At 71.9% G+C, this 7,627-nt stretch carries 7 protein-coding genes and 1 rRNA gene; 5 read left to right on the top strand and 3 right to left on the bottom strand.

The features are described 5' to 3' along the window. The 5 genes from ACSNOC_RS26270 to ACSNOC_RS26250 form a co-directional block, all read left to right on the top strand. On the top strand, positions 1–739 hold a 739-nt coding region (locus ACSNOC_RS26270; RefSeq protein ID WP_436750062.1), incomplete at its 5' end, for a hypothetical protein. Then, a complete protein-coding gene (locus ACSNOC_RS26265) occupies positions 729–2,006 on the top strand; it encodes a hypothetical protein (protein ID WP_436750061.1) in 1,278 nt (425 codons plus the stop codon). The genes ACSNOC_RS26270 and ACSNOC_RS26265, both read left to right, overlap by 11 nt. After that, positions 2,003–3,565 carry an SCO6880 family protein gene (locus ACSNOC_RS26260; protein WP_436750060.1) on the top strand — a complete coding sequence of 521 codons (1,563 nt, stop codon included), beginning with the start codon at positions 2,003–2,005 and terminating at the stop codon, positions 3,563–3,565. The genes ACSNOC_RS26265 and ACSNOC_RS26260 overlap by 4 nt, the downstream gene beginning before the upstream one ends. A gap of 117 nt (positions 3,566–3,682) precedes the next feature. Then, the gene (locus ACSNOC_RS26255) at positions 3,683–5,098 is read left to right on the top strand and encodes an ATP-binding protein (RefSeq protein ID WP_436750059.1); all 1,416 of its coding nucleotides are present in this window, start codon (positions 3,683–3,685) and stop codon (positions 5,096–5,098) included. A gap of 39 nt (positions 5,099–5,137) precedes the next feature. Then, positions 5,138–6,394, top strand: a complete 1,257-nt coding sequence (locus ACSNOC_RS26250) for a type VI secretion protein (RefSeq protein WP_436750058.1) — start codon at positions 5,138–5,140, stop codon at positions 6,392–6,394. 9 nt (positions 6,395–6,403) lie between these two features. On the opposite strand, the gene ACSNOC_RS26245 is transcribed toward ACSNOC_RS26250, so the two are convergent. The 3 genes from ACSNOC_RS26245 to rrf form a co-directional block, all read right to left on the bottom strand. Next, the gene (locus ACSNOC_RS26245; protein WP_436750057.1) at positions 6,404–6,895 is read right to left on the bottom strand and encodes a class I SAM-dependent methyltransferase; all 492 of its coding nucleotides are present in this window, start codon (positions 6,893–6,895) and stop codon (positions 6,404–6,406) included. A 50-nt stretch (positions 6,896–6,945) separates the two neighbouring features. Then, the gene (locus ACSNOC_RS26240) at positions 6,946–7,434 is read right to left on the bottom strand and encodes an N-acetyltransferase family protein (RefSeq protein WP_436750056.1); all 489 of its coding nucleotides are present in this window, start codon (positions 7,432–7,434) and stop codon (positions 6,946–6,948) included. Positions 7,435–7,559: 125 nt separating this feature from the next. After that, a 5S ribosomal RNA gene (rrf, locus tag ACSNOC_RS26235) occupies positions 7,560–7,627 on the bottom strand; the annotation flags it as partial.

Here is a 7,627-nt window from a genome sequence, read left to right as displayed (position 1 = left end):
CCCCTCCCGCCGCCCGCCGTCGTCCCCCGGCCGCAGCATGGCGACGATCGTCGGCGTGATCGTGATCCTCCTCGCGGCCATCGTCTTCGCCAACCAGTCCCGCGACGGCGACGGCGACGCGTCGTCCCAGGACACGGCGGACAGCACCGCGGAGCCCACGTCCCCCACCGGCGAAACCCCGGTCGAGGACTCCACCAACGGCATCCCCTCCGGCTTCCCCCAGACAGAACAAGGCGCCCAGAGCGCCGCCGCGAACTACGCGGTGGCCCTCGGCGGCACCGAAATGTTCAACCCGGACGAACGCCGGACGATCGTGGACACGGTCAGCGCCTCCACCTCCCGCGCGGACCTCCAGGCGGCGTTCGACGCCGACTACAGCCCCCAGCTCAACGAGAGCATCGGCCTCGACGCCGAGGGCCGCGTGGCGGACGGGTACACCTTCGTCAACCGGACCATGCCCGTCGGCACGTCGGTGACGAGTTACTCCGCCACCACGGCGGAGATCGCGGTGTGGTGCTCCGGGCTCTTCGGCATCGCGGGCACCGACTCGCAGAGCCCGGTACGGACCAGCTGGTTCACCATGAGTTTCACTCTGGTCTGGGAAAACGCAGACTGGAAGGTGGTCTCCACCGACCAGTCGGAGGGACCGACCCCCGTGAGCGGCGACAACCTGGTCTCCGGCGCGGACGAGATCGCGGAAGCGGTCGAAGAGTTCGGAGGGTTCACCTATGCGCGTTAGCCCCCGCCTCCGCCTCGCCACGCTGGCGACGGCTTCCGCAGGCACCCTGGCGCTCGGCTTCGTCCAAGCGCCCCTCGCCCGCGCCGACGAGGAGGACTGCGAGCTCATCTCGGGCGCGGCCAGGGACTATTGCGAGGGCGACACGCCGGGCGGCGACTCCGAGGACAGCGGCGGGGGCGGGATCGACGATCCGCTCAGTGATTCCCTCGATCCTCTGTCCTCCCTCGCCAGTGGCTGTGCCGACGCCGCCGCCTGGATCGTCAACGAGTTGTCCGATCTGGTCGAGAACACGACCAACGTCGACTTCACCAACGCCTCCTTCCTCCGCCAGTACGCCGTCGTCTTCGCCGCCTCCACCGTCCTGACGCTCGTGCTGTGGCTGCTCGCCATCGTCAAGCGCGCCATCCGCGGCGTGCCGCTGAGCACCGCGCTGTCCGAGGCCGTCGGCTTCCTCTGGCTCACCGTGATGGCCTCCGCCTTCACCCCCCTCGGCCTCTACGTCGTGGTCTCCGCCACCGACGGCGTCACCGAGGCGATCGTGGCCGGGACCGGGGACAACTCCGACGCGTTCTTCGGCGACTTCGCCGCCGCCCTCGAATCCGGCGAGGACATCGGCGGCGGCCCGATCATGCTGATCGTCGTCTCCCTCATCTCCATCCTCGCCGCCGGCGTCCTCGCCCTGGAGCTCGTGATCCGCGCCGCCATGCTCTACGTCGGCGCGCTCCTCGGCACCGCCGTCTATGCCGGCCTGGTCGACAAGAACCTCTGGGGCCACGTCCGCCGCTGGGCCGGGATCATGGTCGCGGTCATCCTCATCAAGCCCGTCATCGTGATCGTGCTCGGCCTCGCCGGCGCCCTCACCACCGAGGAGGGCCCCACCGCCGTCTCCTCGATCATCTCCGGGCTGGCCATCATCCTCCTGGCCATCTTCGCGTCCGCCATGATCTACCGCTTCGTGCCCGGCTTCGGCGACGAGATCGTCAACCACCGCCAGATGCGCCAGGACACCTCGAACCACGCCGCCAAGGTCGCCATCGCCACCCCGGCCACCATGCTCCGCCAGGGCATGAGCACCCACGGCACCCGCGACGGCGGGACCGGCGGCGGTGGCGCGGGCACCGGCGGCACGGGCGGCGGACGCCCGGCCAACCCCCTGGCCGGCGGTGTCGCCGCACACGGCACCCGTTCCGGCCAGTCCGGGCCGTCGTCGTCCCCCGGCCCCAGCAACCGCACAGGACATCAGGGAAATCAAGGAGGTAGCCGGTGAGCGCCCCGCCGCAGACCTTCACCAGGCGCCGCACCTATCTGATCGGGCGGGCCCGGCCCCAGGCCATCGTCGGCAGGAATCGCGAGACGGGCGAGATCGCCCTCATCGTCATCGGCGCGTTCCTCGGCATGATGAGCGGCCTGCTCGTCCCCGTCCTGCTCCTGCGCATCATCGGCCTCGCCGGCTTCCCCGTGCTGGCCTTCGCCGCGGTCTACATGCCGTACAACGGCCGGACGTTCTACAAGTGGTTCGAGATCAACCGCTCCTACCGCCGGACCCTGCGCCGCGGCGCGACGTACCGGTCGAGCGCCCCGGAGGCCGGCACGATGCTCGACGGCCGCGAGGTCGAGATCGGCGCGCCCCCCGGCGTCGGCCGGGTCCGGTGGCTGGCCGCCGCGTTCGGCCCCGACGAGCTGGCGGTCCTGCTGCACAGCGACCGGCGGACCATCACCGCGGCCATCGAGATCGAGGGCCCCGGCGTGGGCCTGCGCGACAGCGAGGACCAGGAGGCCCTGGTCGAGCGGTTCGGCACGCTGCTGAAGCACGTCGCGAACGGCGACGGCCACGTGACCCGCCTCCAGATGCTGGCCCGCACCCTGCCCGCCGACCCCGACGCGCACGCCAACGACGTGCGCGAGCGCGGCGACGTGAACGCGCCGCACTGGATCCAGGACTCCTACGAGCAGTTGCAGTCCATGGTCTCGACCTCCAGCGAGCAGCACCGGGCCTACCTGGTGGCCTGCATGCACCACTCGCGCGAGCTGGCCAACGAGGCCCAGGCCATCGCCCGCGCCTCCCGCGTCTCGCGCCCCGCCGCGGGCCAGCGCCGCATGACGCAGGACGAGGCGCTCGCCGTCGTCATGGCACGCGAGCTGACCGACATCTGCGCCCGCCTGGCCGAGGCCGACATCCGCGTCCGGCAGCCGCTCGGGGAGGCCAGGCTCGCCTCCCTCATCCACTCCATGTACGACCCGGACCACCCGATCGACCACATCCAGGCCATGTCCAAGCGGAACGCCTGGCCGGCCGAGCTGGACGCCCGGGAGGCGACGTACCTCCAGGCCAAGACCCGCGAGTCGGACACGCGGGAGCCCTGGTGCCACGCCACCGCGTGGATCAAGGAGTGGCCGATGACCCCGGTCGGGGTCAACTTCCTGGCGCCGCTGCTCGTCCACACCCCCGACGTCATCCGGACCGTCGCCGTCTGCATGGACCTGGAGCCGACCGAGATCGCCATCGAGCGCATGCTGACGGAGAAGACCAACGACGAGGCCGAGGCGTCCCGCGCCGCCAAGATGAACCGCACGGTCGACCCGCGCGACGTGGCCGCCCACGGCCGCGTCGACCAGCGCGGCGACGACCTGGCCTCCGGCGCCGCCGGAGTGAACCTGGTGGGCTATATCACCGTCTCTTCCCCCCATCCCGAAGCCCTCGCCCGCGACAAGCGGACTATCCGCGCGTCCGCTGGTAAGTCATATTTGAAGCTTGAGTGGTGCGACCGCGAGCACCACCGGGCGTTCGTCAACACGCTTCCCTTCGCCACCGGAATCCGGCGATGAGCGCCGCCGCCGCGTGAGCGACGGCACGACGACAACCGCACGACCGCAGGGACGACCGCAGGGACGAAAAGGACGCGGAGGACGTAGACGAATGGACGTGAAGGAGGTGCTGCCACCATGTCGCCGCGCGACCCGCTGACCGCCATCACCGACGCGTTCACCAGCCTGCTCTTCGGCAGGACGGAGACCACCCGGCTGCCCGTGCGTACCTCCACCGGGCAGGCGCAGGCCGTCTACCTGCCCACCGCCGCGCCCGGCCTGGGCGACTCCGGCGTGATCATCGGCCGCGAGGTCTACTCGGGCAAGGGCTACATCTACGACCCGTTCCAGCTCTACGGCCAGCAACTGCCCGCCCCGCACTGGCTGGTGCTCGGCGAGTCCGGCAACGGCAAGTCGGCGCTGGAGAAGACGTACGTGCTGCGCCAGCTCCGTTTCCGCGACCGGCAGGTGATCGTGCTCGACGCCCAGGGCGAGGACGGCGTCGGTGAGTGGAACCTGATCGCGGAGGAGCTGGGCATCACCCCGATCCGCCTCGACCCGATGGCGGCCCTCGACGGCAACGTCCGGCTCAACCCCCTGGATCCGGCGATCACCACGACCGGCCAGCTCGCCCTGCTCCGCACGATCATCGAGGTCGCCCTCGGCCGCTCGCTCGACGAGCGCGCCGGCTTCGCGCTGAAGGTCGCGCACGCCTATGTGAACCAGACGACCACCGAGCGCCAGCCGATCCTCTCCGACATCGTGGAGCGGCTGCGCCACCCCCTGCCGGAGGCGGCGGACGCGATGAACGTCGAGCTGGAGGACGTCCGCGCCTGGGGCCTCGACGTGGCCCTGGTCCTGGACCGGCTGGTGGACGGCGACCTGCGCGGCATGTTCGACGGCCCGACGACGGTCGGCATCGACCTCGACGCGCCCCTGATCGTCTTCGACCTCTCGCACATCGACCGCAACTCGATCGCGATGCCGATCCTGATGGCGATCGTCGGCGTGTGGCTGGAGCACACCTGGATCAGGCCCGACCGGAAGAAGCGCATCTTCCTGGTCGAGGAGGCGTGGCACATCATCAACTCGCCGTCCGTGGCCCAGCTCTTCCAGCGCCTGCTGAAGTTCGGCCGCCGGCTCGGCCTCTCCTTCGTCGCCGTCGTCCACCACCTCTCCGACGTCGTGGACGGCGCCGCCGCCAAGGAGGCCGCCGCCATCCTCAAGATGGCGTCCACCCGCACCATCTACGCCCAGAAGTCCGACGAGGCCAGAGCCACCGGGCAGGTGCTCGGCCTGCCGCGCTGGGCCGTCGAGATCATCCCGACCCTCACCCCCGGCATGGCCGTCTGGGACGTCAACGGGAACGTCCAGGTCGTCAAGCATCTGGTCACCGAGGCCGAGCGCCCGCTCGTCTTCACCGACCGCGCCATGACGGAGTCCTCGCCCCGGGCCCTGCCCGAGGAGGAGCTTCTCCCCGCCGCGGACGACCCGTTCGAGGCGGAGACGGAGGCCCGTGTGATGTCCTTCGAGAAGCGGCAGGGAGTCGGGTAGCGCAGGACCGGACCGGACCGCCACCCAGGAGTCAGAACGATGTCCCACGACCAGCGCGCACCCCGGCACCCCGCGAGCACCCCCGTCCGCCGCGGAGGCGGCGGCGTGCCCGACGCGCTGCTGGTCGGCACGCTGGCGGCGCTGGTCGGCCTGACCGCGTTCACGTGGTCGGCCACCTGCCTCGCCGGGTGGCTGCGGCACGGCGCGTGGCCGGAAGGCGTGTCGTTCCCGGCCACCGCGTCGGCGATGCGGTCGCTGCTCACCGCGCCCGGCGACATCCCCGGCGCCTGGCCGGACGCGGCCCCGGAGACGCTGCCGACCGCGTCGCTGATGTGGCTGGTCTTCCTCGGCCAGGTGGCGGTCCTGTTCGCCACCGTGCTGTGGGTGATGATCCGCCTGGCGCGCTGGCGGGCCCGCCGCGAGGCACCGCGCGAAGAGCACGAGCCCGGGCCCGCTCCGGCACCGGCACCGGCACCGGAGGAGGCCGCCCCGGCCGCCCCGGTCGGCCCGGTCGCCCCCGCGGTCGCCGCGCCCCTGCCGCCGCCCGTCACGCCCGCCCCTCGGGAGGCGACGGCTCCGCCGGCTCCGGCCGTCGCGTTCGAGGAACGGGACACGGAGAGCGCGGTGGTGGACGCGCCGGCGGGGCTGGTGGTCATCGACCCGGACGGCCGCCTGTGGACCACGACCGGCCGCCGTCGCCGCGTGCACGGCCCGGTGCACGTCTACGACCCGGGGCATGTCACCGACGCCGCCGTCCGGCTGCGCTGGGCACCCCAGCGCGGCTGCGAGGACATGCTGCTCGCCCGCCGCCGGGCCGCCGCCCTGCTGGGTCCCTTCCGGCCGACGGAGCCCGTGTTCCAGCTCGACGCCGACGCGGCCGAAACGCTGCTGCGCTGCTACCTGCACGCCGCGTCCCTCGCCGGCGCCCCGTTCACCCAGGTGCACCGCTGGGCGAACGGCCGGTCGACGAGCGAGCCCGCGAAGATCCTGCGCACCCACTCCCGCGCGGCGGGCGGCGCGTCGATGGAGCTGGAGAGCACGCTGACGTCGCACCCGGGACGCCGGGACGCCGCGCTGCGGCTCATCGGGCGGGCGCTGGCGGGCCTTGAGCAGCTGCACATCCGTCAGGCGTGCACCCCCGGCCGCGTCGACGCGCTGGCCCTGGACAACCTGACGGGTGAGAGCGCGACGCTCTACATCGTGGGCGACCGCAAGGAGACGGCGGGCCTGCGCACGGCCCTGCTGGACGCGCTTGCCACGGACCAGCCGACGCTGACCGTCCTCGACCGGACGTGATCCAACCTCTCAAGCCGGGCGGCGGCAGACGTACTCCGCATAGGTCGGGGCCGGGAAGGCACGGCCGGTGATTTCCGGGCGGGCGCGGTGCGGCATGCCTTCGCTCTTCGCGGACGTGGGTGGCGACGTCCTCGCGGGTGAAGCCTCGCCCTCGGGGCGTCCCTCTGTCCCGATCCACCGCTCCAGATGCGCGTCGGCCTCGGCCACGCGGAAGCTGTAGATCACGTCCCACAGGTAGAACGTGCCGCCGGGGCGGAGCACCGCGGCGATGCGGAGCAGGGCCTGCTGCTTCCAGAAGTCGGGGAGCTGGTGGAGCGCGGAAGTGGTGATGACGACATCGGCCGGCCCCCCGGCGGCGTTGTCGAGCGTCTGCGGGGAGACGTCCACATCGTGCGCCTCGGCGCCGCGTGCGGCGGCCCGGATCACCAGGGCCCCGGTGCCGCAGCCCAGATCGACGAGGCGGGTGACGGCCGTAACACCGAGGCGGTCGTGGTCGGCCACGGCCTGGGGGCTCGCGAGGTCGACCCCGACTGATGCATACCCCCGGACGGTCAGCCCGAGGCCGGCTTGAGCGCCAGCTCGTAGGCCCGCAGGGAGGTGTCGCGCGGGTCCCGGTCCGAGCCGCCGGTCGGCCGGAAGCCCAGCGACGCGTAGAAGCGGGCGGCCCGCTTGTTGTTCTCGTGGACGCGGAGCCGGACTTCGAGCCCGTCGGCCCAGTCGATCGCGGCCTCCATCAACTGGGCGGCGAGCCCGGTCCCCCGGTGCTCGGGCAGCATGTAGACCCCGACCACGTAGACCAGCTGCCGCTTGCCGAAGGCGCCGACCATTCCGCCCCATGTCCCGTCGTCGGTCTCGCCGATGAAGATCACGCTTTCCCGCCCCGCGGCCCGGCGCTCCCACTCGTCGCGGGTCAGGCGCACGGCCTCCTCGTAGGGCTCGAAGAAGGCCACCGGCGCGACAGGATCCCGCAGGGCGGCAAGACGCAGCTCTCTGAGCTTTTCCCAGTCGTCGCGGTGGGTTTGCCGGACCTTGTACGCCATGCGCAGATGGTTCCACCCGGCCCGGCGGACCGCAACGCCCTCACGGCGGATCCCGGTCGAGCACAAAAACGACAAGGCCCGCCGACAAATTTCGGCGGGCCTTACTCATCCATCTTCCAATAATTGTCCGGCGGTGTCCTACTCTCCCACACGGTCCCCCATGCAGTACCATCGGCGCTGGAGGGCTTAGCTT

Source organism: Streptomyces sp. URMC 129 (assembly GCF_051386415.1).
GTDB lineage: Bacteria > Actinomycetota > Actinomycetes > Streptomycetales > Streptomycetaceae > Streptomyces.
The sequence above is the reverse complement of the archived record's forward strand: the minus strand, read 5'-3'. Positions and strand labels throughout refer to the sequence as shown.

Coding starts and splice junctions, on each gene's coding strand:
- ACSNOC_RS26265 (WP_436750061.1), top strand. CDS start 729: ATGCGCGTTAGCCCCCGCCTCCGCCTCGCCACGCTGGCGACGGCTTCC.
- ACSNOC_RS26255 (WP_436750059.1), top strand. CDS start 3,683: ATGTCGCCGCGCGACCCGCTGACCGCCATCACCGACGCGTTCACCAGC.
- ACSNOC_RS26250 (WP_436750058.1), top strand. CDS start 5,138: ATGTCCCACGACCAGCGCGCACCCCGGCACCCCGCGAGCACCCCCGTC.
- ACSNOC_RS26240 (WP_436750056.1), bottom strand. CDS start 7,434: ATGGCGTACAAGGTCCGGCAAACCCACCGCGACGACTGGGAAAAGCTC.